The following is a 23,148-nucleotide window of genomic DNA, read 5'->3' as shown; positions in this document are numbered from 1 at the left end:
TTTAATGTCATTGCATATTAATTTTAGTTCATATTGTACGTAATTTTGAATTAGCTAATTGAGCAGTTGGTGTTCCAGGATAAGCTCTTTCTACTTGTTGCAGGTATTTCTTAGCTTCTTGTTTTTGGCCTTGTTCAGCGTAAGCATAGCCAACCTTGAGCATGCTTGCAGCAGATTTACTTGAAGTGGGAAATTGTTGTAATACAACATTGAAGTGTTCAATCGCTTTAGAGTAATCTTTCTTAAATAAATAGAGCTCACCTATCCAATATTGGGCATTAGCAGTATAACCCCCTCTAGGATATTTTTGCACGAATATATTCATTGCGTTTAATGCATCATCATATTTTTTATTTTTCACTAACTCATAAGCAGCTAAATAGCTTATTTGTTCATCAGCAGGATTCATTCTTGAAGCTGAACCCGTAGGAACTGAAACGTTTGCAGGAGTAGGATTACTTGTTGACGCATCAGGAACTTTGGACGCTAATTTCTTGGATGTAGATTCTTTGGAACCAAGTGAAAGATCCAGTGAAGGTTTGTTTGCTGATGTTTTTGCGGAGTTGGTTCCACTTAAGCGGGCATCCAGGTCTTTGTAAAATGCAACTTGCTGCTGCTGTAGTAATTTTAAATCATGGGCTTGGACTTCCAATTGCCCACGTAGTTCTTGTACTTCTTGTTGCAAACTTTGGATTTTATCAATGAGTTTTGCTGTATCGCTAATATTGCTCGAACTACTCGCTTGGTCATCCTTAGCCAGCGCCGGCTCATCATCAGTTTGAGAATTATCCAATGAATAATTTTCATTACGTGCAATGTCAAATTGACCATTTTCAACTTGGGGTTCATCGTATTTAGGGCCATAAGCAGGCGCTTCATACGCCTGCTGGCCTTCAAAAACTGCAAAATTTTCACTATCATCTACAACAGGCGCCTCTGACCAACTGACTAAAGGAAGAGTTAAAATAAAACCTGCAGCGATAATGTGTTTTTTGCAATTTATCATCTTGTTGCCTCATAAGTAAATTCTACGCGTCGATTTTGCGCATGCGATGCTTCATCATGCCCTAAATTAATTGGACGTTCTTTTCCATAGCTCACCACACGAACTTGTTGTCTGCTGACGCCCGCCATACGTAAAATATCTGCTACAGTATTCGCTCGACGCTCACCTAAAGCAACGTTATATTCACGGCTACCGCGCTCATCAGTATGACCTGCTACTAACACACGTGCACCAGGATGTGTTTTCAGGTATTCTGCCTGAGCATTGACTGAGGGTAAATATTTGGGAGCTAAGTTACTGTCATCATACGAAAACAAATATAATTGGTTATGGGGTGCTTGAGTAGTGTAAGACTCACCGGGTTCCTGACCCGCAAAATGAGTAAATTGCCCTAGACCTTGTGCACTAGCTCCACCGTCAGTGACACCAACTCCATCAGCACTACCTGGTGTTTTAGAACAAGCAGCAACTAAAACAGCACTCGCTACAAGCAGACCTAATTTACATAATGATCCGGCTTTCATCCTCAATCTCCTTCATTCTTTTTATTATTAAAAATCTAAAATACCCACACAGGGTTCATGGGGGCACATTGTACAATTCTTTTTATTTTTTGGCTACAATACTCATTCACCATATCGATAGGAATCAGGCTTCATAAATTGAAACTACAATATCACTTGCTTGTTTCGCTTTTTTAAAAAAAATTCCTGAATTTATGTATCCTGTTCATGTCCAATATGGGAGACCACGAAAATAGCCAAATCCCCAGTAAATATCTGAGTCGCTTTATTCGCTGCGATGACACCTCCATAAGGTGTATCACTGGGGCATGGAATTTTTAGATTAAAAATTTTAGAACCTAATACTTTGTTATCGCTGACATGGGTTAAAACGACTTTAACCGAAAACTCAAGGACACTCGGTTTTTTCAGGAAGTTCTGTTGGAGTGCCAATAATTGAGTATCTAATCGATAATTTGCTCCCAGAGTATATGCGTTAGAAGTAACTGCCTTAAAGAGGTTTGTACTTTGTAAGCTTTGGATAATCAAGGGATAAAGCATATCTGCGGGGGAATTTACCCAAGCATTTTTAACAAAGGGCTCCAGTTCAAAAGGTTTTTTGATGTAGAGCATTTGATCGGTTTGATACCCTGCGGCAGCATCAGGAGCAGTGACCAACAAAGTGATTGGCATGGGTATTTTAGATACTTTTTTGGTACTGTATGCGCTTAACTGATATTGGTTCTTCACAGAAATTTTTACTGGTGAACATGCGCTTAGCATGACAGTACATAATCCTAAAACCATCAGCACGGTTAATTTTTTCATTTCTATTCTCCAGGCCCTGGTTTAGGTGGCTTAGCTCCACGGATAATTACAGCAGGGTTTTGACGAATCTCACTACTAAGCTTTTCCAAATTAGCAGAAATTAAATTTAGTCGACGTAATAAGACCACAGCAGGTGGAAGCGCTTCCTCGGATAGTTTGTCAATTGCATTTTTTCCAGTTTTCATTGTTTTCGATACGCTATTGCCTGCATTACTCAAACTTTCAGCCATCGTATTGAATTTAGAAATACCAACCCGTAATTCTTGAAGCATATGTGGAAAATCGCGACTTGTTTTAGCGAGATTATCCATAAAAACATCAATATTCTTGCCATTTTTCGCAAGATCTTGGGTAAAAACATCCATATTAGCTAAAATATGACGGATGTGCTTTGCATTTTCTTCATTAAAAATTCTTTTTGCTTCATCGCTGACTACACCAACATCTTCGGATACTTTCTTTAAAATACTATCTAATTGATTAAATACTGAGGGTTTTGCCGGAATCACAGGATAAGGCTCATCAGGCATCTTTAAGATAGGAGTTAAATCCGAAGTACTTGCGCTTAAACCAATATAAGTCACTCCCGTTATCCCCTGAGAATTTAAAGTGGCATATGTACTTGTTGTAATTGGGGTGCCTTCTTCAATATCCAATAAAATCTCAACTTGTCTGGGATCGCTCTGATTTAATTTAATTTCTTTGACATAACCTACTTGTACCCCATTGTATTTCACGGGTGCATCCTGGGTCAGCCCGGAGGCTGCTTCATGCATGTAAATGGTATAGGTATTATATTTTTTTTGATTAAAACCAACAGATAGCCACAACATTGTGGCAACAAGCCCTACCAATAATATAAGTACGACTACACCGACGATAGTGTAATTGGTTTTTGATTCCAAGGATGTTGTCTCCAGTTACATTTTACTAAAATAATCTGCAATCATTTTATTCTTATTTTTCATTAAATCACTGATTGGCTCAACACTTAAAATTTTGCCATCACCGATAAAGGCTACGCGATCTGTAGTTCGTTTTAAGGACTCTATATCATGGCTCACCATGACTATTGTCAACTTTAATGAGTCTCTTAAAAAAACGATGAGATCATCAAAAAGTCTTGCACTCAGCGGATCCAGACCTGTTGTTGGTTCATCCAAGAACAAGAGTTCAGGATCCATGGCAATAGCGCGTGCTGCAGCAGCCCTTCTTTGCATTCCTCCGCTTAATTCTGAAGGTAATTTACCTGCAGCTTCCTTAGGCAAACCCACTAAAGCGATTTTAAGTAGGGCCAATTCATACATAAAATCGTGATCAAGGTTAGTAAATTCTCTCATAGGGAACATGATGTTTTCCACTACATTCATAGAGGAAAATAATGCACTGTGTTGAAATAGCATTCCCCAACGACGCCTAAGTAAAAAAGACTCTTCTACATTAAGAGTACTAATATCTTGGCCAAATATTTTGATTTCTCCAGCCGTTGGCTTGAGCAACATCAGTAAACTTCTTAATATTGTCGTTTTACCGCTTCCAGAACCACCAATAATGGCTAAAATTTCTCCTTTTTCAACGCTCAGGTTCACATCAGAATGTACCCATTGACCTCCCAACTGGTTTTTTAATCCCTTAATTTCAATAATGGGTTCACTCATCTATAAATGCATCCGGCTATAAATAACGGAGTATATTGCGTCCGCAATGATAATCAGAAACAATGCCTGTACCACGCTTTTGGTCGTTTGACTGCCAATATTTTTTTCGGTTCCAGACTCAACTCTAAATCCTTGAAAACAACCTACCAAAGCTATTAACAATGCAAATGCCGGTGCTTTATATAGGCCTAGGTTTAACTGGGACAGTCCCACAGAGTCTCTTAAGCGCTGCAAAAAATCAATAAAACTTATTCCCAGCATGTTATTGGCCATGAACATAGCACCTAAAATACTAAAAACATCAGACCAAAAAATCAATAAAGGGAAAGCAATCATTAACCCTATTACTTTAGGAAGAACTAATAGTTCAGTAGGAGAAAGCCCCATGGTTAACAGTGCATCGATTTCTTCATTGAGCTTCATACTTCCGATTTGTGCAGTGAATGCGGAACTCGTTCGTCCAGCAACAATAATTGCAGTAATGAGTGGAGAAAACTCACGAAAAATAGCCATACCGGATAAATAAGCAATGAAGCTGTTTGCTCCATAGGTTTGTAATTGTAATCCCATTTGATATGCCAAAACCACACCAATTAAAAAAGAAAGCAGGGCAAGAATAGGTAAAGCGGTGATCCCTGTCGAATGAATATTCGCCATAATGCTTGGTATTTGGAAGCGTCTCCAATTACTCATAGCCTCCCACAACTTGGTCGTCAAATCACCTACTAGATATAGAAACCCATCTACTTGGCGAAATTTGATCTCAGATTCTCTTCCTAATTGGTATAAAATATTTTGTTTATGTGGGGAGGGAATCTGATAATCCAGAATGTCTTTTTTTGATTGGATCAATTCAATCAGGTGCTTCTGGTTTTCTGAAAAATCCCTCAATTCAATCTGATTTTTATGCTGTTTCAAAATTTCCATGCATCGAATTAATGCAAGAGCCCCTGCACTATCAAACTGAATAATTCCCTCACCACTAATGATTATTTGTTGATTTTCAGGGAATTGAATCTGTGGGAAACGGACTAATAAGTCCTCAATTCGTAAAACAGACCAAGCACCTGTGCAGTGAAACCTAGCAAGTTCCTTATCGAAAGAGATTTGCGCGCTGTTTTGTGCCATAGTCATATCAATTGGAAATAAATTTTCTGTTAGAGCAGAAATAATAGAAGATGGTATCACAAGTACAAGATATTCGGATAGGGTTAAAAATAGTCCAGGTAAATTTAAGTAAAGCCCAGACTATTTTTTTGGTATGTTCTTTAGACAATGGGCGTTAAGCTACTAATTGAGTGTATTAAACCATTTACTTTTTTACCCCCATCCGCTACCGGCTTAAACATGGAGAGCTCGCTTACACGGATTGAAGAGCTCATCCGGGCAAATCCGGAATTAATGAGCTTAACAAAGTTATCCAGAAATTCTTCCCACCAACCTCGATGGGCACGTAATGTTTGTACATGCCGATTTTTTTCATCAAGGATAGAGGTACTTCTCTCCTGAAAAGACTTTAAATCACCATCAAGAAGATATTGATTCATCAGTCCAGATATCTGTTGGTGAATACTATTTGCAGCTACTGCAGCTTGATTGTATTTTGTCTCTTCCAGTCCTTTCTTCTTTTTACGATTTTCCTTAGCTTTTGCTTCATACTGCAACTGTTTGGTATAGATAATTTTTAAATTTGCTTCAACATCAGAGAGTTGGGCTTTAATTTTTCGTTTTTCTCTCCCTGTCAATTTTTTGGCAGAACCAAGACTTTCTGTAGTGAGGGAACCAGTAAAATTTTTTGTAGATTCTTCAGATGTTTGTTCTATTTGAAAATGCACATTTTTTGGCCTCTTGTCTTGGTTCTGTAATCGAGACCCTTTTAATGGATTGGGAAGCGTTTTTTTTGTTTCTTGTCGCGATTCAACTTGGGTTTCAATATCCTTATTTGCATCAAGAGTATTGTCTTCCTCAATGAATTCCACTGGTAAGGTTGCAGCAGTAGTATGTTTTCCAATCACCCTTCCCTCTTGCTCTTCGTGGGTGGGTATTAATGGAATAACTGGAGAAAAGCGTGCGTTTAATTCTTCAGTTATTTTCTTTATCTGTGCATCTAGCTCCCTTAGAGCTTGGCTATGGTAAGTGGTTAAATCAGAAGGTAAAGGGCTTTTTCTCTTTTTATCTTCATACTTTTTTAGAATTTCTCGGAATTCGGTTTCAGATTGACATTTTTTCAATTTCTGAATACATAATTCTCTCTGGCTTTTAGCAGATTCAAAAGCAGCTCTTTCCTTAGATGATCTTTTACCCATAACAGCTCCTAACAAATGAAATCAAATGAGCTTAATTTACACTTTATGCCAAATAAATGCTAGAAAAATTAGATTAAAAACAATGCATTGAACATATTTAATTTCAATTGATTTTTTTGAGAACACAATGATTTCTCTTTAATAATTAGAATTATGGGAATCTAGATTATAGATGTGCACTGAAACGACGCAGGATAACAATATAACAAAATCATTTGCGGGTAGTTTGCTGTTCTGTTTTATGATAAAATTGCAATCATTTTTTTCAAGAAACTAAAATCGGGTATGCAAGAAAATTACAGCCAATTAGAACAACGCGAACATGGCATTACAAAACTTGCGTTCATTCCGGCTATCCTAAGGAGAAAGCATGCCTTTATCTTCTAACACTGAAGAGCTATTCCGCGGATTTTCTAAACTCTCTCGGGAAGAACGTTTTAAGCGTTTGTTGGCCTTAGGAGCGATAACATCTGAAGACACGGACTTTCTTAAAAGTGGCGGTATTAAAGATTTGAATTTAGCTGATAAACTTATTGAAAATGTTATTGGTTATTTCCAGCTTCCCTTAGGTGTCGCAACGAATTTCAATGTAAATGGCCAAGACTATGTTATCCCTATGGCTGTGGAAGAGACATCCATTATTGCTGCGCTTTCAAAATCTGCTAAATGGATCAGACAATGTGGTGAAATTAAAGCCTGGGTCGAGGGTGAATGCATTTTGGGCCAAATTCAATTAGCCAAGGTGAAAGATTTCTCCAGGTTTTCCCAAATTTTTCATGAAAATCGTTCTTACTTGATTAACAAAGCCAATAAAGATGTAGCTGATAATATGGTGAAACGCGGCGGCGGTGTTATGGATTTGCAATTACGGCAGCTTAAAAGAACAGACGGTTGCGACATGGCTGTGATTCATTTAACCATGAACAGCTGTGATGCCATGGGAGCAAATATTATTAATCAAGTTCTTGAATACTTGAAAACGCCTATTGAGCAGTTGACTGGTGAAGAAGTCACTATGTGCATTTTATCCAATTTGAATGATCAAAAATTAACAACAGCTCAAGTGACAATTCATACCATTGATCCAATACTAGGGCAAAAACTGCAAGAGGCCTCACTTTTTGCGGAAATGGATCCTTATCGAGCCGCAACGCATAATAAAGGCGTGATGAATGGCATCGATCCTGTTTTAATCGCTACGGGAAATGATTGGCGGGCTGTAGAAGCAGGAGTGCATGCCTATGCTGCGCGAAATGGACAATATCAAGCAATTACACGGTGGCGTTACCAGGATGGGATTCTTACAGGACAACTCACCGCGCCTATTATAGTAGGAACTATTGGTGGTGTGACCTCATTGCACCCTACCGCTAAAATGTGCTTACGAATGATGAATATCTCTTCAGCAAATCAATTGGCTCAAGTGATTGCCGCTGTAGGCCTGGTTCAAAATTTAGGTGCAATTAAAGCATTATGTACCGAGGGCATCATTCAAGGCCACATGAAACTACATATCGACAATCTGCTGTTGGCTGCCGGTGCCAATGAAAATGAAATGCCAGTTCTAAAAGAGCATTTACAGAAATGGTTAGACTTGCACAAAAGAATTAGTTTGAACAATGCCCATGATTTATTGGCTAAAATAAGACAAGAACCGATTGCAGTATGAACTGGTTAATTCCTGCAAAAACTTTTTTAATAGGTGAATATTCAGCTCTAGCCGAAGCTTCCGCCTTGGTTGTTTTAACTGATCCCTATTTCCAACTCACAGTTTTGACAGAAAAAGCCCTAACTGGAATCCACCCCGAATCCCCTGCCGGACTTTGGTGGCAGCAACAAAATCCAGATTATGGCTTATCATGGCATGATCCTCACCTAGGACGAGGGGGCATGGGCGCATCAAGCGCACAATTTTTGGGGAGCTATCTAGCGAGTTGTTTCATCAAGGATAGCGTTCCAGCTTTAGATCAGATGCTTGGTGCTTACTATAAAACGTCTTGGACTGGAAAAGGGTTAAGGCCAAGCGGATACGATGTAATCGCACAATCTCAACAAGGCTGTGTTTATATCAACAAGCAAAAAAAAGTCATTGAATCTTACAGTTGGCCTTTTCAGGATTTGTCTTTTTTTCTTATCCATACAGGAATAAAACTCGCTACCCATCATCATTTACAGAATACTGATCTGCCTGATAATGTAGATTATTTATCGCAATTGGTTGATGAGGCTAAGAAAGCCTTTGAGTACGTTGACCCCTGTAGATTAATTAAAGCGATCAATGGCTATCATCAAAAACTTGCCTCATTAAATTTAGTTGCAGAGCACAGTTTACAAATGATTCACGAACTTAAAAAATATCCAGAAATTCTTGCTGTAAAAGGCTGCGGTGCTCTCGGTGCAGATGTTTTGCTGATTCTCACTTCAGTCCACACGTCCCAATCTTTTGCAGAAAAATTAAAAAAGCAAAACAGAACAATATTGGCAACAGAAAAAAACATACATTTTCAAGGGCAATTGATTCAACCCAACCTTTCTTAATAGAAACAAAATTATTCAAAAAAATATTGATCCCTTTAAAAAACAAGAAAATTAAGAGAAACCTTATAAAAAGACTTGAAATTCTGTGCTAATCCGGTATTATTCCAGCCTCTTTAGGGCCGTTAGCTCAGGTGGTAGAGCAGGAGGCTTTTAACCTCTGTGTCATAGGTTCGAATCCTATACGGCCCACCAGTTTTAGAAGATAGTTTAAAGTTTATACTTTGCCTTAAGGGCCGTTAGCTCAGTTGGTAGAGCAGGAGGCTTTTAACCTCTGTGTCATAGGTTCGAATCCTATACGGCCCACCATTCTGGTACTCAGTCTCTCCATTTTGACCAGAAATAAGGGTAAATAAAAAATCCACACCCTATTGCGCTCGTAGCTCAGCTGGATAGAGTACTTGGCTTCGAACCAAGGTGTCGGGGGTTCGAGTCCCTCCGAGCGCGCCATTTAAATCCTTTAAATATCAATAAGTTAAATGTAATATTGCTTCTCGAAGCACTTGGTATTTAAGCTCTTTTGTGACCAAAACGTGACTTAGAAACCCAATTTAATGTATAAATAACAACTTTCTTGTATATTTATTCTACCATAAAATGGTTAGAGCACTTGGGTAAATTTTGGAGTCCCCGTAACAAATAGCCATTGCTCACCTTAAATGTATTTACAATTAAGAAATAAAAGAATTTGTTGTCTATCTTTAATATAAGATATACAAAATCAATCAAGAATATGAATACTGAACATTCAATGGACTTATTATTTTTAAAACTTGAAATAAAGGACTTTGATACCTTTTGTAAAACAATAGTAAATAAATATTCTGCCCAGAAATACAGTGAACATACACTTGCCTACATTGTTTATTCAAACATTTATTATCAAACCATTATTAAAATGTATCCTGCTACTACCGGAGAATGCGATATAGATGAATTTAAATTTCTTAAGCCAATTCTTGACTATGACACAATAAGGTTATTTCAAATTGTTTTTCTAAAAAGTAGGAATAGATCCTTTTGTGTTGAGTCAAATGCTTGCTTTGAAGAAGATTTGAAAAAATATTGCAGAGATAAAGAGTTAATCGGTGAAGAAAATGAGCACAAATGTAAAGAAAGCAAGTGCTGCTTAAAAAATATAAAAACAATAAATGTAAGGTATTATGCTGATAAGATTATGAAAACTCGAGTTGATAAAGAAACCAAACAACAATGGCAAAATTTTTTTGATGCTGTCTCTGTTGTTCGTAACAGAGGAGCGCACTCCAATGAAGTGCTATCAATAAGTGATATGAGTAAATTAAAAAAAGGAAGGCTTGAAACTGTAATTGATAATAAAAACAAAGTAATAAACATTGGTATTGGTTGTTCAGCAGCACATTTTACAAGAATATATGGACTTCATTAGCAATTTTATAAATACAAATAACTAATTCGCCTCATACCCACCCACAAAGTTGGGCTAAACGAAATATAGCCCAACAATTAGTTTGGCTGCGGTGCTTACATAACGTGCTCTAATCCTTCCATATAACGCTATTTTTCCAATCTAACGGGAACCCCATAAAAATTGGTTCTATTTTATGAGCATCTAACAAATTAATTAACCTGCTTTTGAAATGGTTATTTGGACTAATTAAATTTAGTGTATAAACCATAAGTACCAATGTATTATATATTTTTCTTACAGCATCAATGTCGCGATTGAAATTCCCCACTAGATTAGATGGCTTTGATTGCGGTATTTTCATAGTCTTGGTCATCTTTTTATTCCAGACCCTACTATGATGTGCGCATAGATTGCGAACATATGATAAATGTTCAATGAAGCTAACAAGGACATCATAGTCAATGCTGTACGTTTCTGAAATTTTATTACGCGATTGCGTAGATTGCATACATTTCAACCATCTTGATAATAATCCAAATGACATCACTTCGCAGATTGCCCATATTGGTGGTGTAATATTATTTTTCTTAAAATGATTAATAAAAAGTTCGTCGCTGCGTTTGAGTTCTTTCTCCAATGCAATTAGGTTTTGAGCGTGCCAAAATGAATTATTACTCAAATTACAATCCATAAAAGCATGTGGACCGTGATATTGGGAAAAATAGTATGCCCACTGAGTTCGAATAGAAATCTCTATACGTTCAATACCATCCAAAAGTAATAAACGCAGTTCACGATCAAAAATGTAGAGATTTACAATATCGGAAAATTTTGTATCTTCCTTAAAAAGATTCGTATTGCCTTCTTTATAAAATGGGAGCCAATAACCAGATAAACGGTAGTAATTTAAATGTTGCAGATAGTGTGCCGCAATATCATCTATAATCAGACCTCGATCAGTCAATAAGTCAATTTGCTGTTGGATGGTAAGGAATGGCTTCGTAAATTCCATTTTTATACCTTTAGAAAAAAGTAACCCGTCGGTTTGAGGATACTCAGATGAGCATAGCCTTGACGGGTTTTCTTAATATAATTATTATACACTTCTAAAATTTCCACAAGTCTTTTTATAAAAAACAATTACAATATAGCCTTTGCTCTTTAGGGGAAGCTAGTTTTTATCTTTCCCCTACTCTCATATAATCACTCAGTTCGGTTGACTGAATTACATAATAAGATAAGACATTTTCCCAATTAATATCTAAAATCCATCAATATGAAAAAATATTTTTTGTGACTAAACCGTGTCTAAACTGTGACAGCACTACGCTGTAATAGAAAGGTTTAGGCAGTTCCTGGTGAGCTAAGTTTTTCATCAATCTCGTATTTTGGATAATATTCTTTGGCTTTTAACAATACGCACAAAAAGATCTTGAATCAAAGGATAAATAATGAGTGAGAATACAAAACCCAAAATGATAGGACTTCGACACATTGCACTACGTGTTAATAATCTTCAAGAATGCATAGATTTTTATACAAAAATCATTGGAATGTCGCTTGAGCAGGGAACAAACGATTATGCCTATTTAACTTCTGGCGATGATAATATTTCTTTGCACCAAAATAACCTTGTCAATTTTGCTAAAACTCAAAAACTTGAACATTTTGGTTTTGCTATTCGCTCCCCACAGGATGTTGATGCTTGGTATAAATATATTAAGCAATACTCCGTTCATATTCTAGGTGAGCCTAAGACATTTGGTATTGGAACAAGAGCTTTTAGTGTTCTTGATCCCTCTGGGAATGAGGTTGAATTTAGTTATCATCTACCTATTATATTCGATTGATTTGAAGTTTATAGACTAATAAAGCATTCACTGAATTATTTTTCTGGGGGTCACGGGACAGATGTGTTTAATAATCATAATAAGCATTTTTAATCGTAAACAATTGACTTTGGGCTCCTCTTCATAGATATCTCCAATTAAATAAAACTATGTCCGCTTTGAGCGTTCCATAGGGAGTTATAAAAACCGCCAGCGTCGATTAGTTGTTTATGGTTACCCATTTCAATGATTTTACCTTTGTCCATAACTAGAATATTATCCATAGATAAAATGGTTGATAATCTATGGGCTATCACAATAACCGTTCGGTTACTCATTGCAATGTGTAATGATTCTTGGATCAGTTTTTCTGTTAAAGAATCCAGCGAACTTGTGGCTTCATCTAATATTAAAATAGGCGCATCTTTTAATATTGCTCTTGCAATCGCAATTCTTTGACATTGTCCGCCGGATAATTTAATCCCTCTTTCTCCAACATGAGTGTCATATCCATGTGATAAGTTGACAATAAATTCATGTGCATGGGCTTTTTTAGCGGCATTAATGACGTCCTCATAACTGGCATTGATTCTACCATACAGAATATTTTCATAAACTGTCCGATGAAATAAACTAGGGTGTTGAGGTATAAACGCTATGTTCTCGCGTAAACTTTGTTTTTTTACTGTGCTGATATCCTGCTGGTCTATTAATATTTTCCCGTTTTGCAGATCATAAAGACGCATGATAAGTTGAGCCAAAGTACTTTTTCCGGCTCCGCTGTACCCAACCAAACCGACTTTCGAGCCCCCCGGTATATGAGCGTTTAGGTCTTCAATCACAATGTCATCAGATTTATATCCAAAATTAACGTGATCAATGATAATTTCCCCACGAGTAATGTGAAGAGGTGGGGCTTCTGGATTTGGTTTTTGATAATGCTCTGTAAAAATCGTATCAATGGCTTGTTGACATTGTCCGGCTTGTTCACCCACAACCAATAAGCTCTCAGTAAGAAACCATATCTGATCAATCACTGTAATTGCTAATATAAAGATAAATACAAAGTCTCCAACAGAAATTGTTCCTCTATTACCCAGAAAAAGCAGTAACAGTATAGATGATGCTTGTAAAATCCAAGCAAACCCACCAAGTAAAGAGGCATTGAGCATATTTTTAAATTGCATGGATTTATCATGTTCCACAGAGCTGGCTGTTGTTTTTTCTAAATATTGTGCTTCATAATTTTCTCTGGCAAATAAAAGCATATTTAGCACGTTAGAAAAACAATCAACAATATTTCCCACATTTTTTGCCCGTGCCTCAGCATAGGCCTTAGCATAAGGTTTAATGCTGTGGGAGCAATAATATGCTGTAGTAATAAAAGCGATCGAGATAACGAAAAAAATTAAGCTGAAATAAGGATTTACTATTCCAACCATAGCGATAGAAAGGATAATGGTTAAGCCTTGCCTTGATATATTAAACCAAGTGTTAACAATATTCTGGATGTTACTTGCTAAATCGGAAATTTTTGCACTAATCGAGCCACTTAACTGATCTTGAAAAAAAACGTATGACTGCTCTCTTAAATATGCAGTGGTAGCAGCAATGATATCTGCCTTTATTTTGGGTAATGACCGCAAAACAATATAATTATAAATACGCCATATAAAGGTAATGACAAAACCCAATATAATCAGTAATAACGCAGGCTTCATACTCACATCAAGAAATTGTTTCTTTTCGGCATGAGCAACAGCATCTAAAAGAATTTTTAAAACATAGGGCTGTAATACATTATGGATAGATGAATAAATACCCACAAGAAACATGGCAAAAAACCACCAACGATAAGGAGCTGCCATTTCAAAGAAAAAACTACGGAAATTTTTTGGTTTATTTACTTTTTTTGACATTAAAAATCCTATTTAAATCTTTAGCTTAACTATTCAATGAGGAGAAATTACTGAGATTTGTTGTAGTATAGCAGTTCCTAATCAGAAGATTTAAGAGAAGGGATAAAAACATTAATGCTGTAAATAAGTCAAGTTGAACAAAATTTTACTGTGACCAAAACGTGTCTCAACTGTGACGGCACTACGCTGTAATAGGCAGTTTTAGGCAGTTCCTGATGAATTTGACGCTTCACAAGATATTGATTTATAACGAATTTAAAACTAGAGCATCAGGCTTCGAACCAAGGTGTCGGGGGTTCGAGTCCCTCCGAGCGCGCCATTTAAGTTATTAATATCAATAGGTTACGTTCATTTGGTGGTAAGTAAAGCACTTGATATTTGTGGCTATTATCAAAAAACCTCACTAACTAATGAAAAATAGCGAATCTTATTAGCAATACAATTGCTCCCCATTAGTTCCCTGAATTGATAATGTCTCATAGAGATGATTAGACTCTTCCTCAAATCGGGGAGCACTTTACTCATCCGCAGAGCACTCTAACTCTTAATCTATAATTTTCAAAATTTCTAAAACCATAAGGTTTTTACGTCAAGCTTCTGCAATGCCCACGCGACCATAGAAAATTTATGGATGCGACCTCTCCCCGTGGAGATACCAAAAATTTACGATTTTTTTGAAGAGAAAAAGGAAAAACAAAGTCTAGTTTACAAAGCTTATACAAAGAAAGGGTCCACATTGCGCCCATATTTAAAAATAAGTACAATCAATTATGGTAGAAGTTAATTGAGTAGAACAAATCCTTTAGAAATGCGGTCAACACGTTCTTCACAATCCATTTTGAGAATTTGGCTTATAAGATGCTCTTTTCAAAACAAGTGATGAACTAAGTAAAAGACGCAATGATCTTATGCATAAAAAAATTCTGTGTAATTATAAGTTAACTATATATCTAGCTAATTAAAAACAACTTATATGCCGCAAGGATACCGAATTAACTAAGACTTAGGACGAAACCTTTATAGTAAAGCGGAACGAGCTCACTAAATCAAAACAAAAATCTTTAAATCGTTGATTAAAAAAATTCAATATACATTAGCCAATTTAATTTATTAATGTGTTACCAGGATGGGAAAATGATTTGCAATATTCAGTGGCAAAGCAAGCAATGGATCAATGAATTAATCAAAAATTTAGCCGGGTTAATCATATTTCTTTTCTCTAGCCCGATTTTTGCAGCCAATAGTCATATTTATTTTGGCGGTACTCTCGGCTCCAGTATGGTAAAAGTTGGCAATAACAATCCTCAAATTAACTATGATGGCGGAATTTTAACTGACGCCTATCCTATACATAAAAGACAGGCAAACACGACTCTAATGAGTATAAATGGCGGTTATGAATTTTCAGGAATAGGGTTAAGACCAGCAATTGCATTAGGACTGAGTATTTTTGGTACGCCAGGAGACTACAATTACAGAGGTAAAGTAATTGAAACTGCTACAGGAGACCCCGGCAGTACGCTTTATCATTATAAATATCATGTACATAGCACGCGTCTTACGTTTGAGTCTCAATTCACATGGACTTTTTTGAAAAAATTCGCTTCTTTTATCAATCTTGGCATTGGTCCTGCCCTGAATCGTTTAAGTGGATATACAGAAAGCTCCGTTGAAAGTCCCGGCTGTGTTGCGCTACCGCCCCCTTTTCAATCGTATACAAATATCTATTTTTCCTATCAAATTGGACTCGGTGCAAGTTATGCGTTTCATTTGAAGCCTGAGGAGTCGGATCATCTGGATGAGCGTATCTCGTTAGGATATCGTTATGTCAATTTAGGGGATGCATCATTTGGAACACGAGGTGCTGTTTATCCTTACTACCTCGATATAGGCAGATTAACCAGCAATGAAGTATTTCTTGGCTACACGCATTTATTTTAAAGACTCAAGGATTAGCGGAGAGGCATATGAAATTTTTAAGGATACACATAGCGTGCATCAAACTCATTTTTAGTGTAATCCTTCTCTTCCCGATTGCAGCATTCGCGCATCTGATTTCTATCACTGCGACAACTCCTTTTCCTTCAGAGGTAAATGTCTTATCTACCACAACCGCGACTTTTACTGTAACAAACATTACATCAAGAGCCATGCTGACGGTTATTGATCGGAGTCATTTTCCAACGAGTAGCGGCCTATCTATTTTATCAACGACCTGTGGGACTCCCATCGGACCAGGGCAATCTTGTAAGATCAGCGTACAATTGCAAGCCCCACCAACACCTCAAACGATTTCTGCAGAACTGAAGGAATGGGCTAAACCATCGCTCGACCACTTATGTTTTCCCTTTACTATAAATGTGATACAAAAATCTAAATTTGTTGTTACTCCTAGCGCCGGAATAGGAGGCTCAATATCTCCAGGTACGCCGCAGACTGTAAATAGTGGGGCAAGTCTCATTTTTAAAGCAACACCATCAGCAGGGTTTGGAGTCAATCAGTGGTTTTTGGATGACGCGTTGGTTCAAACTGGTGGACAGACATATAAGCTGGACCACATCACTGCGAACCATGTGGTAAAAGTTATCTTTTCACCAGTACAATTTACAGTGACCCCGAGCGCAGGGACAGGAGGCTCGATATCTCCAAATACACCGCAGACTGTCAATAGTGGGGCAAGCCTCATTTTTACAGCCACGCCCTCAGCAGGGTTTGCAGTCAATCAGTGGTTTTTGGATGGGGCGTTGGTTCAAACTGGTGGACTGAACTATACGCTTAACCACATTACTGCCAATCATGTGGTAAGAGTTATTTTTTCGCCATTGCAATTTACAGTGATCCCGAGCGCAGGGACAGGAGGCACAATATCTCCAGATACGCCGCAGACTGTAAATAGTGGTACAAGCCTCAATTTTACTGCAACGCCCTCAGCAGGTTTTGCAGTAAATCAATGGCTTTTGGATGGAGGAGTTGTACAAACTGGCGGACTAACTTATACGCTTAATAACATTACCTCAAACCATACTGTACAGGCGACTTTTTTCTCTGGATTAATTGCCCTTGGTAATTATCAAGACACAAGTACAATTCAAAGTCCGCTCATTTTGTTCAGCCCAGATAGTGGTAATGTCTGGTCACCAGAAACAACTTCTTTACCGCTTGATTTCGTGAGTGATGGATTTATCACAGCTTCTGCATGCACTGGAATAAACTGTATAGGTTCAGGGATCTATAATAATGGTGCGATCAATAAACCTCTTCTTATTTTTAGCAGCAATGCGGGTAGTTCGTGGGCCTCAGTAACAGCGCCCGTTCCTGTTGATTTTGTTTCATCAGCGTCCGTGAAAGCAGCAACGTGCGAGTCAAGCACTTGTGTTTCAGTCGGTGCTTATTTCAATGGCGTTTTACAAAAGGCATTGATCTCGCTTAGCAATAATAGCGGTGCTTCATGGTCCACAGTAGCACCTGTTTTACCTGCTAACTTCCTCAATTTAGCAAGTCTTAATACCACCACGTGTACAGGAAGTACTTGTGTTGCTGCGGGGTCATATACCCGCGTGGGAAACGTTCAGCAACCTTTGTTGCTGGTGAGCAATAATTCTGGATCCTCATGGGCATCAGTCACTCCATCCCTACCTCCTACATATTCTGATCTTGGCACGATAAATTCTGTGACCTGTGAAGGCAGTGTTTGCATTGGAACAGGTGTCTTTTTTCAACCTTTCTTTCAGGCACGACCCTTAGTACTGGTTAGCAATAATCTTGGTAGTAGCTGGGGATTTGTAACTCCCTCATTACCAGGAGACTTTTCTAACTTTGGCTTTTTCAATGCAGTCACATGTATCGGTTCAGTTTGTAATGGTGCCGGAAACTATAGCGATGGTTCAGCCACTAAGCCACTTCTTTTTCATAGTACTGACAGTGGTACGAGTTGGTCATCAATACCCACAACGTTACCTTCTAATTTTTCTGACCTCACATCGTTGCGTTCTATCACTTGTACAGGCTCAAATTGTATTGCTGCAGGAGACTATGTTGATGCCAGCTTCGTTCAGTTCCCGATGTTACTAGTTAGTGGTACTCAGGGTGCTTCCTGGATATCATTTGCATTGACATTACCTGTCGATTTTTCAGATTTTGGCACAATCAATGCACTCACTTGTAGCGGAAATGTTTGCACGGCTGTAGGTACTTATACCAATACCAGCAACATACAACTTCCATTGATGTATGTAAGCAGCAACAGTGGGATAACCTGGTCGTTGGTTACGCCAACTCTTCCTGCTAACTTTTCTGATTTAGGCGTTCTTAATGGAGCTTCTGGAACATTGTGAGAACGAGATTGTACGTCATCTTAAATTTATCCAAAAGTACGCCTTTATCTGGAAAACAAAGCAGACAAATCTCATAGGATTCATCATAATCTCGTTAGGCTTTATTGGCGGAATACCAAAGGATTTATTTGAGAAATTTAAAGAGCTGAATGAGGACATAAGAAAATTTGATTCACAGCTGAGAAATCTGCAGAAAAAAGAAGGTAAAAACCCTATGAAGAGGAAATAATTATTGCTCTTTAACCTGATAAAAAATAAAAAAGAACAAAGACAAAATTTAGCTATAGATTATGTTAAAAAGTCCGCCGCAGATTATTTGGGATATGATGTAAGCGATCTAGATGTAAAGATTACTACAAGCAAGAAGCAGGCTGAAAAAGATAATCTGAAAATTTTGACTTTTCCTGGTGGGAGTAAACAAGCAAATAAAGCCTTCATTCAAGCAGATGGTCATGCGTCTATTCGATAGGTGATGCCTATTTTACACCAAACTATCCGGTTGGGCACGTTCTCGAGTAGTGGCTTTTTTCATACATCGCAAAATAATAAAATTAAAACGAGAGCCACCCCGAGGATGAAGACACTCAGATCCAATCGATGAGCAATTAATGAGCATGGATAATTTGTTTTCCCTTTGCAAACTACACTTACCCCTGAGTACATATAATCTATCTATGGTGCCAATTGGATACACTCGATTGATTAGTAATTGCTTCTGGATCCTGCGGACAAGCCGCAGGACGTAGGATAGAAAAATTTTCCACTATATATTCAAAACGCTTTAATCAATTTTGAACTCTGACTTTCTGCGAAAACAACCTCTTAATAAAATATCTGGGAATAGTATATCGACAAGAATCTCTAATAACTCTCTTACTTGTTTCCTTAAGGTCCCCATGTTTTTAACCAGTGAAACAGATAAATATATTGGTTTGGTACAGCTATCCCTGTCCAATAAGGGTAGAAAAAAATGAAAACCATAAAAGTAAATAGTAGAAAGAGTAAGGGTAGAGAACGAAGTTTTGGAGTTAATTGAGCAAGTGTTTGGAGAGAAAACGCGAGGATTAGACATAAGAATGGTATTGCAGGTAGATAATGATATAAAAACATAATCCGAGGGGAAAAAAACAAGGGGAAGAAGGACAAAGAATAAATAAGGAGCAGATAGAGTAATGTCATTCGCTCATTGCCGGATTGTTGTGTATTTACAGTCTTAATATCAGTCGGTTTTAATCGATAAAATAAAACACATCCAATTGAATAAAAAAAAGCGAGGACGCCCCCCCAAAAGATGAGAGGATTACCCAAGGCATAGATATTGCGTGTTTTACCCACTTCATATTTTACAAAAATCCACACCGGCCGATAATCAAATGCCCACGTCCACGCGCTAGATTGCCAATCATGAGTTGCTTTTAAGTTGAGATGAAAAAATAACATCTGTTTTTGCAAATCCCACCATTTATGAAATCCAAAATGTACAATCATAGGCAAGTAACTAAGCAGATAAATCGTAATAGCAATAGAGCAATAAAGTGAACACACTCTTAATAAGAACAACATATTCTTGCCTACTCTTTCTTTTTTCCAAAGGCAATGGGAAAAGCTAAGTAAGAAAAAAAAAGCGGTTAAATACAAAGAAGTCCATTTTGTGGAGAAGGCCATACCAAAAAAAACAGCAGACCAAAAATAACTTTTTTTAAATGCAAAATAGGTACTTAGCATAATAAAAAGTGTAAGCAGAGTGTCAATTAAACTGATTCTTGAAAGTACTAGACCCAAGCCATCTAGAGTAAAAAACGCAGCGGCAAGCAATGCAATTGATGCTTTTTCAGGAAAAAGTAATACTCCTAATTGAAATACCATCATACTGATAAGGATCCCTGACACTAAGGGAATAATTCTTCGTGACAAAGCACTTTTACCCAGGAGCCGAATAGGACCTGAGATTATCAGGCCACCTAAGGGAGGGTGAACCCAGTTATATGCTAATCCTTTCGGTGGATTACTATCCCATACCCATGCATTCATATTATTTTCAGCATATTGTTCCGCAGTAAATCCACAATATATTTCATCAAATATATAACCATCAGGATGATCAAAATGGATGGACTTTGTAAATAGAGCAAATATAAAAATCAGCGCCAGGATTAAATGATTCTTTTGAACTATATATTGTTCTTTATTATGTATTAGATTCATTAAAATCATAAGCTATCCAAATTAATACTTTAGGTGAACTCATGTTTGATACAGTTCAAATCCCAGATCTACTTCAGTTTAAATTATAAATGCGTACCACTTTTTTTAGCTGTTAGTACATGGTATCCAGAAATAATAATTTCTGCATACCAAACAATTAGTTTTGAAGTTAGAGAAGCGGTATATTTAAAGCGAAGACGACGAAAGCGGGGGTGTAGTCGGCGTCGGCGTCGGCGTCGGCGTCGGTGTCGGTGTCGGCGTCGGTGTCGGTGTCGGCGTCGGTGTCGGTGTCGGCGTCGGAGTCGGTGTCGGCGTCGGTGTCGGTGTCGGCGTCGGTGTCGGTGTCGGCGTCGGAGTCGGTGTCGGTGTCGGAGTCGGTGTCGGTGTCGGTGTCGGAGTCGGAGTCGGTGTCGGTGTCGGTGTCGGTGTCGGTGTCGGTGTCGGAGTCGGTGTCGGTGTCGGAATCGGAGTCGGCGTCGGTGTAGGCGTGGGTGCAGGCGTCGGTGTGGGTCTCGGTCTCGGAGTGGGCTTTGGATTGTGATGACGTTTGTTTAATATAAAATTTCCATCGCGGTCACAAGCTAGCAATGATAGAGCCAGTATACTTGCACAAAGTGCTATTATAGTTTTTTTAATCTTTAAGTTTGCTGCTGACTTCTCCATTGATTGGCGATTAAACAGGCTGATTGGTAATACAAGAAAAGATTTTATCAACAACGTTGTAATGGAAACTAATTTTGAAAGTCCTAAAAAAGCTTTTTTATTGTTAAAAGAAAACACGGAACATCCTTTTCAAAATATGGGTTGGCGATTGTAAAATTATAATTTTAATTAGTAAATAGCTCATTATCCCTTATTATCATTCTTGAGGTCTACTCCAAAGAGGGAGCATTTGGTATTCTCTAAAACTCTCTTTTACCCAAATCGCAGATAGATAATAACTATGGGTTTTGATTATCTTTGCCCGAGGAAGAAATTACTTCCCAAATTTACTGGAGCCGTATCATGCTACAATGAATCTTTATAGTAAAAGACACGCGCTCCATAAGAAATATTTTTAAGAGAAATGTCAGCAGGATTATGTTATGGAAATGGACACTGATCTGGCTTAGCTAATAAAATATATAGTACCTATGCTCTAAACAATTGAAACTTCCAATGTAGTTATGAGCAAATGTAACTCTTTCCGTCAAGAAAAAAACGGCATGTGTATTAATAGGATTGAACTTTAATTGAAAAAGAAGGAATACAGAGGGATTTTTTTGCTTTTAGTAGCAGCAATAGGAGTGCATTTTTGGGTATTATTTGTTGCAAGCAAGTTTCCCTCAGTATTGCCTTTTGGTGACTTAACGCTCTATGAGTATTGGGTGGGCAGAATTATTGTCGGTGAACCGATATATGGTATTTCACAACAATGGGTTTATCCCTACCTGGCACTTTCACCTATGTTACTTAGCCAATGGATTAGTCCTATTAATTTTCAAATAAATTGGTTTATTCTTATTACTCTGATGAATTTATTCGCTCTTTGTAAATTAGTCGATAGCGGTAAGGGGAATCCTGCCGCGTTTCGAGCATCTTGGTTTTGGATTTTGTTTATCGCCCTGCTAGGTCCAATTGCAATCGGAAGAATTGACAGTTTTGCTACCGCAGCAGCGGGCTTAGGTTTAGCCTCGTGGGCTAATAATCGCAATACTAAATCTATTTTTTGGTTTACTTTCGGTACCTGGTTAAAAATTTGGCCAATCGCTGGATTAATAGGACTCTTCGTTTTGAAAGACCTAAGAATCAAAGTAATTTTTGGAGCGATTTTTATTAGCATCATTATAGTATGTATGGGGCTAATGCTGAGTGGGGATGCTAATCTCTTCAGTTTTATTACGATGCAGACTCATCGTGGGATTCAAATAGAAGCGCCGATAGCAACTTTTTGGATTTGGCTTGCTTTTGCTGGAGAAGCAACTTCAAATATTTATTACGATCCCATTTTAATGACCAATCAAGTCAGTGGAACAGGGGCAGCAGAGGCAGCAGTGATAATGAATTTAGTGCTGCTGATTGCAATTACCACAACTGTATGGTTAGCATGGAGGGCTCGCCATGTTGACCGTAATATTATTTTCACACTTGTTTTTCTATCGATCACACTCGAACTGATTGTATTTAACAAAGTAGGATCTCCCCAATTTTTTGGCTGGTTAGCGTTACCAGTTATGGCAGGCCATCTATTTAAACTAGACAATTGGCGCGTTGTTACTTTCGGTGTATTGGCAATAGCGGGCTTGACTGAACTCATTTATCCCATATTGTATCTACGCGTATTGGACTTTTGTTTTGAAAGCATTGTTGTTTTAACGATTAGAAATATTACGCTTGTCATCATGTGGGTGTTCGTAAAAAAACAGCTGGCTCAATTGGGTAAAGAAAGCGATGCATCCCTGCTCAATTTAACCTAATGCCCTGGATATACTAAAACCAGGCGGTTGTTATGAGAGCAAATTTATCTTTATCATCCAGAAGACTTTGTTTTATAAGGAGATCGAGATTAATACTTTAGGGGCACCTGCCCTCTTTATGATTTCACTATTGATGCTATTGGCATGATAAGCAAATGGGATAAAATTATATCTACAAA

At 37.7% G+C, this 23,148-nt stretch carries 20 protein-coding genes and 3 tRNA genes; 13 read left to right on the top strand and 10 right to left on the bottom strand.

Going from position 1 to position 23,148, the window contains the following annotated elements; translation table 11 throughout:
• Nucleotides 1-28 precede the first annotated feature (28 nt).
• The 7 genes from ybgF to BU07_RS0107710 form a co-directional block, all read right to left on the bottom strand.
• The gene (ybgF, locus tag BU07_RS0107740; protein ID WP_031564899.1) at nucleotides 29-1,006 is read right to left on the bottom strand and encodes a tol-pal system protein YbgF; all 978 of its coding nucleotides are present in this window, start codon (nucleotides 1,004-1,006) and stop codon (nucleotides 29-31) included.
• Nucleotides 1,003-1,530 carry a peptidoglycan-associated lipoprotein Pal gene (pal, locus tag BU07_RS0107735; protein ID WP_031564897.1) on the bottom strand — a complete coding sequence of 176 codons (528 nt, stop codon included), beginning with the start codon at nucleotides 1,528-1,530 and terminating at the stop codon, nucleotides 1,003-1,005. The genes ybgF and pal overlap by 4 nt, the downstream gene beginning before the upstream one ends.
• 192 nt (nucleotides 1,531-1,722) lie before the next feature.
• Nucleotides 1,723-2,337 carry an ABC-type transport auxiliary lipoprotein family protein gene (locus tag BU07_RS0107730; RefSeq protein WP_031564896.1) on the bottom strand — a complete coding sequence of 205 codons (615 nt, stop codon included), beginning with the start codon at nucleotides 2,335-2,337 and terminating at the stop codon, nucleotides 1,723-1,725.
• Between the two features lie 2 nt (nucleotides 2,338-2,339).
• On the bottom strand, nucleotides 2,340-3,242 hold the full coding sequence (locus BU07_RS0107725; RefSeq protein ID WP_031564894.1) for an MlaD family protein: 903 nt from the start codon (nucleotides 3,240-3,242) through the stop codon (nucleotides 2,340-2,342).
• Nucleotides 3,243-3,257: 15 nt separating this feature from the next.
• The gene (locus BU07_RS0107720) at nucleotides 3,258-3,995 is read right to left on the bottom strand and encodes an ABC transporter ATP-binding protein (protein ID WP_031564892.1); all 738 of its coding nucleotides are present in this window, start codon (nucleotides 3,993-3,995) and stop codon (nucleotides 3,258-3,260) included.
• Nucleotides 3,996-5,123 (bottom strand): MlaE family ABC transporter permease, encoded by a 1,128-nt coding sequence (locus BU07_RS0107715; RefSeq protein WP_031564890.1) that lies wholly within the window; start codon nucleotides 5,121-5,123, stop codon nucleotides 3,996-3,998.
• A gap of 140 nt (nucleotides 5,124-5,263) precedes the next feature.
• A complete protein-coding gene (locus BU07_RS0107710; RefSeq protein WP_031564888.1) occupies nucleotides 5,264-6,301 on the bottom strand; it encodes a hypothetical protein in 1,038 nt (345 codons plus the stop codon).
• A gap of 370 nt (nucleotides 6,302-6,671) precedes the next feature.
• On the opposite strand from BU07_RS0107710, the gene BU07_RS0107705 reads away from it, so the two are divergent.
• From BU07_RS0107705 to BU07_RS0107680, 6 genes are all read left to right on the top strand, one after another.
• The gene (locus BU07_RS0107705; protein ID WP_031564887.1) at nucleotides 6,672-7,970 is read left to right on the top strand and encodes a hydroxymethylglutaryl-CoA reductase, degradative; all 1,299 of its coding nucleotides are present in this window, start codon (nucleotides 6,672-6,674) and stop codon (nucleotides 7,968-7,970) included.
• Nucleotides 7,967-8,839, top strand: a complete 873-nt coding sequence (locus tag BU07_RS0107700; protein WP_031564885.1) for a hypothetical protein — start codon at nucleotides 7,967-7,969, stop codon at nucleotides 8,837-8,839. Before BU07_RS0107705 ends, BU07_RS0107700 begins: the two co-directional genes overlap by 4 nt.
• 116 nt (nucleotides 8,840-8,955) lie before the next feature.
• A tRNA-Lys gene (locus BU07_RS0107695) sits at nucleotides 8,956-9,031 on the top strand.
• A gap of 38 nt (nucleotides 9,032-9,069) precedes the next feature.
• Nucleotides 9,070-9,145 (top strand) — tRNA-Lys (locus BU07_RS0107690).
• A 64-nt stretch (nucleotides 9,146-9,209) separates the two neighbouring features.
• A tRNA-Arg gene (locus BU07_RS0107685) sits at nucleotides 9,210-9,286 on the top strand.
• A gap of 301 nt (nucleotides 9,287-9,587) precedes the next feature.
• Nucleotides 9,588-10,244, top strand: a complete 657-nt coding sequence (locus BU07_RS0107680) for a hypothetical protein (RefSeq protein ID WP_031564883.1) — start codon at nucleotides 9,588-9,590, stop codon at nucleotides 10,242-10,244.
• A 109-nt stretch (nucleotides 10,245-10,353) separates the two neighbouring features.
• Here the strand turns inward: BU07_RS0107680 and BU07_RS0107675 are convergent, their stop codons facing one another.
• Nucleotides 10,354-11,238, bottom strand: a complete 885-nt coding sequence (locus BU07_RS0107675; RefSeq protein WP_031564881.1) for an Abi family protein — start codon at nucleotides 11,236-11,238, stop codon at nucleotides 10,354-10,356.
• Between the two features lie 439 nt (nucleotides 11,239-11,677).
• Between BU07_RS0107675 and BU07_RS0107670 the strand changes: the two genes are divergently transcribed.
• Nucleotides 11,678-12,076 carry a VOC family protein gene (locus tag BU07_RS0107670; protein ID WP_031564879.1) on the top strand — a complete coding sequence of 133 codons (399 nt, stop codon included), beginning with the start codon at nucleotides 11,678-11,680 and terminating at the stop codon, nucleotides 12,074-12,076.
• 137 nt (nucleotides 12,077-12,213) lie between these two features.
• Here BU07_RS0107670 and BU07_RS0107665 read toward each other — a convergent pair whose 3' ends face one another.
• Nucleotides 12,214-13,974 carry an ABC transporter ATP-binding protein gene (locus BU07_RS0107665; protein WP_031564878.1) on the bottom strand — a complete coding sequence of 587 codons (1,761 nt, stop codon included), beginning with the start codon at nucleotides 13,972-13,974 and terminating at the stop codon, nucleotides 12,214-12,216.
• A 1,134-nt stretch (nucleotides 13,975-15,108) separates the two neighbouring features.
• Here BU07_RS0107665 and BU07_RS0107660 point away from each other — a divergent pair.
• From BU07_RS0107660 to BU07_RS0107640, 3 genes are all read left to right on the top strand, one after another.
• Nucleotides 15,109-15,915 carry an outer membrane protein gene (locus tag BU07_RS0107660; protein WP_031564875.1) on the top strand — a complete coding sequence of 269 codons (807 nt, stop codon included), beginning with the start codon at nucleotides 15,109-15,111 and terminating at the stop codon, nucleotides 15,913-15,915.
• A gap of 26 nt (nucleotides 15,916-15,941) precedes the next feature.
• Complete coding sequence (locus BU07_RS0107650; protein WP_133134433.1) at nucleotides 15,942-18,308, top strand: InlB B-repeat-containing protein; 2,367 nt, start codon at nucleotides 15,942-15,944, stop codon at nucleotides 18,306-18,308.
• Between the two features lie 232 nt (nucleotides 18,309-18,540).
• The gene (locus BU07_RS0107640; protein WP_031564869.1) at nucleotides 18,541-18,777 is read left to right on the top strand and encodes a hypothetical protein; all 237 of its coding nucleotides are present in this window, start codon (nucleotides 18,541-18,543) and stop codon (nucleotides 18,775-18,777) included.
• A gap of 416 nt (nucleotides 18,778-19,193) precedes the next feature.
• Here BU07_RS0107640 and BU07_RS0107635 read toward each other — a convergent pair whose 3' ends face one another.
• Nucleotides 19,194-20,522 (bottom strand): glycosyltransferase family 39 protein, encoded by a 1,329-nt coding sequence (locus BU07_RS0107635; RefSeq protein ID WP_031564867.1) that lies wholly within the window; start codon nucleotides 20,520-20,522, stop codon nucleotides 19,194-19,196.
• Between the two features lie 236 nt (nucleotides 20,523-20,758).
• Between BU07_RS0107635 and BU07_RS17415 the strand changes: the two genes are divergently transcribed.
• The 3 genes from BU07_RS17415 (at nucleotide 20,759) to BU07_RS0107625 (ending at nucleotide 22,969) form a co-directional block, all read left to right on the top strand.
• Nucleotides 20,759-20,998: a hypothetical protein gene (locus tag BU07_RS17415; protein WP_154659367.1), complete on the top strand. Its 240-nt coding sequence runs from the start codon at nucleotides 20,759-20,761 to the stop codon at nucleotides 20,996-20,998.
• A 62-nt stretch (nucleotides 20,999-21,060) separates the two neighbouring features.
• Nucleotides 21,061-21,330: a hypothetical protein gene (locus BU07_RS17410; protein WP_031564865.1), complete on the top strand. Its 270-nt coding sequence runs from the start codon at nucleotides 21,061-21,063 to the stop codon at nucleotides 21,328-21,330.
• Between the two features lie 445 nt (nucleotides 21,331-21,775).
• Nucleotides 21,776-22,969 (top strand): glycosyltransferase 87 family protein, encoded by a 1,194-nt coding sequence (locus tag BU07_RS0107625; RefSeq protein ID WP_133134432.1) that lies wholly within the window; start codon nucleotides 21,776-21,778, stop codon nucleotides 22,967-22,969.
• The last annotated feature ends 179 nt before the right edge of the window (nucleotides 22,970-23,148 follow it).

This window comes from Legionella wadsworthii DSM 21896 = ATCC 33877, from assembly GCF_000701265.1.
In the GTDB taxonomy this organism is placed as follows: Bacteria; Pseudomonadota; Gammaproteobacteria; order Legionellales; family Legionellaceae; genus Legionella; species Legionella wadsworthii.
The sequence above is the reverse complement of the archived record's forward strand: the minus strand, read 5'-3'. Positions and strand labels throughout refer to the sequence as shown.

What these genes read in the sequence shown, in the direction of transcription:
- BU07_RS0107650 (WP_133134433.1), top strand. Translation starts at nt 15,942, where the DNA reads ATGAAATTTTTAAGGATACACATAGCGTGCATCAAACTCATTTTTAGT.
- BU07_RS0107715 (WP_031564890.1), bottom strand. Translation starts at nt 5,123, where the DNA reads ATGGCACAAAACAGCGCGCAAATCTCTTTCGATAAGGAACTTGCTAGG.
- BU07_RS0107675 (WP_031564881.1), bottom strand. Translation starts at nt 11,238, where the DNA reads ATGGAATTTACGAAGCCATTCCTTACCATCCAACAGCAAATTGACTTA.
- BU07_RS0107730 (WP_031564896.1), bottom strand. Translation starts at nt 2,337, where the DNA reads ATGAAAAAATTAACCGTGCTGATGGTTTTAGGATTATGTACTGTCATG.
- BU07_RS0107700 (WP_031564885.1), top strand. Translation starts at nt 7,967, where the DNA reads ATGAACTGGTTAATTCCTGCAAAAACTTTTTTAATAGGTGAATATTCA.
- BU07_RS0107660 (WP_031564875.1), top strand. Translation starts at nt 15,109, where the DNA reads ATGATTTGCAATATTCAGTGGCAAAGCAAGCAATGGATCAATGAATTA.
- BU07_RS0107680 (WP_031564883.1), top strand. Translation starts at nt 9,588, where the DNA reads ATGGACTTATTATTTTTAAAACTTGAAATAAAGGACTTTGATACCTTT.
- pal (WP_031564897.1), bottom strand. Translation starts at nt 1,530, where the DNA reads ATGAAAGCCGGATCATTATGTAAATTAGGTCTGCTTGTAGCGAGTGCT.
- ybgF (WP_031564899.1), bottom strand. Translation starts at nt 1,006, where the DNA reads ATGATAAATTGCAAAAAACACATTATCGCTGCAGGTTTTATTTTAACT.
- BU07_RS0107635 (WP_031564867.1), bottom strand. Translation starts at nt 20,522, where the DNA reads ATGATTTTAATGAATCTAATACATAATAAAGAACAATATATAGTTCAA.
- BU07_RS0107710 (WP_031564888.1), bottom strand. Translation starts at nt 6,301, where the DNA reads ATGGGTAAAAGATCATCTAAGGAAAGAGCTGCTTTTGAATCTGCTAAA.
- BU07_RS0107665 (WP_031564878.1), bottom strand. Translation starts at nt 13,974, where the DNA reads ATGTCAAAAAAAGTAAATAAACCAAAAAATTTCCGTAGTTTTTTCTTT.
- BU07_RS0107705 (WP_031564887.1), top strand. Translation starts at nt 6,672, where the DNA reads ATGCCTTTATCTTCTAACACTGAAGAGCTATTCCGCGGATTTTCTAAA.
- BU07_RS0107670 (WP_031564879.1), top strand. Translation starts at nt 11,678, where the DNA reads ATGAGTGAGAATACAAAACCCAAAATGATAGGACTTCGACACATTGCA.
- BU07_RS0107720 (WP_031564892.1), bottom strand. Translation starts at nt 3,995, where the DNA reads ATGAGTGAACCCATTATTGAAATTAAGGGATTAAAAAACCAGTTGGGA.